We start from the raw sequence: 1,419 nt of genomic DNA on the forward strand, positions 1-1,419 counted from the left end.
GCGCGATCTTGGGCAACTGGGTGGTTTTACCCGAGCCAGWTTCGCCACAGACAATGATGACCTGGTGGGCCGCCATGGCGGCGGTGATTTCGTCGCGTTTGCCCGAAASGGGCAGCGACTCTGGAAAGGTAATGGCGAGGGGAGACAAGGATGGAGGCGAAGAAAAAGGCAAGCAGTGCAGGATAAAAGCGGCAGCAGCGCTGCCAGAGCGCTCAATTATCGGGTGTTCCAGCCCGCAGCGGACCGGCTATGGTTATGGCGCCGCGATCAGGCCGCCAGCACAGGCAGGTCGACGGCTTCCCCACTGGTCTCGTCAAACCATGCAATGCGGCTCGGGTAGCTCAGCGCGGTGCGCGACATGCCTCGCCCTATGCTCACTGCCGAAGAGGCGCGCGCATCGGATTTGGAGACCCGCAGCACGCCAAGGCCGACCTCGGCAACCCAGCGCGTCTGCTGGTTCCCTACCAAATCACCCTCCAGTGTGGTGTTAAGCACCACCGGCCGCGCCAGGGCGGCCTGGACYCTGCGCGCCAGGTGGATCAGTTGGCCGCTGTCATGGCAATTGCGCATCAGCAGCAAAAAACCGTTCTCTTCCAGGCGCCCCATTTCCACATGCGCGGGTACGGTGCGGCGCAACCGGCCGGCACATACAAACAGTGCGTGGTTGGCGGCCGCATGGCCATAGAGCTTTTCCAGCACATAAAGATTGGCCACCGACACCACAATCACGCCCAGCGGCACGGGCTCATCGCGGTAACGTCTGAAGGCCGCCTCCAGCATGTTGCCGGTTTCGCTGTGGGAGCGCATGCGCGTGACCGGGTCGTAGCTGGGGCCGTGCGCCATGGCCCGGTTCAGCTCGATCAGGTAGGAATAACGGGTCCAGAGCACAGCCGCCATGGTGGCCAGATAACACGTGCCGGCGACAGCGGTCACCGCGTGCACCTGCCACGGCACATGGGCACGGTCAAGTGCCACCCAGCTCAACCCCGCAATGGCCACCAGCATGAAGGAGACGCCCGAGACGGCCACCCAGGCCAGGCGATCCCCCCGCACGGCGCTGCGAAGACTGAGCGCCATTGCCACCAGCCCCAGAAAACACGCCACCGCCAGGCTCAGCGCCAGGGCGTGGCGCGGGCTCAATGCCCAGCCAGCCGCGATACTCAGAAGAGCCAGGCTCGCCAACCAGGTCAAGGCGCGCCGGGCCGAGTCCGGATTGCGCAGGATGCCAAGAATGGAAAACAGCAGGTAAGCCAGTAGCGCAGAGACCACGCTGGCCACATGGGCCAGGAAACGGTCCAGAAGATCGGCGTTCTCGATCGGCAATCCGCCCAGGAAGGCCACCACAAAAAACGTCGAGGCGATTGCCGAAACAGCCGCATTGACGGCAATGCGCCGCAGGGACCGGATATAGGCAAATGC

2 protein-coding genes are annotated in these 1,419 nt (G+C 63.8%); both read right to left on the minus strand.

Translation table 11 applies throughout. The features are described 5' to 3' along the window. On the minus strand, positions 1-181 hold a 181-nt coding region (locus AC1D1P_RS23355), incomplete at its 3' end, for a hypothetical protein (RefSeq protein ID WP_477674640.1). Between the two features lie 86 nt (positions 182-267). Continuing rightward, positions 268-1,419: sensor domain-containing diguanylate cyclase (locus AC1D1P_RS23360; protein WP_477674639.1), on the minus strand; the 1,152-nt coding region annotated here is incomplete at its 5' end.

The sequence above is a fragment of the Polaromonas sp. P1_E1_2 genome, from assembly GCF_056406035.1.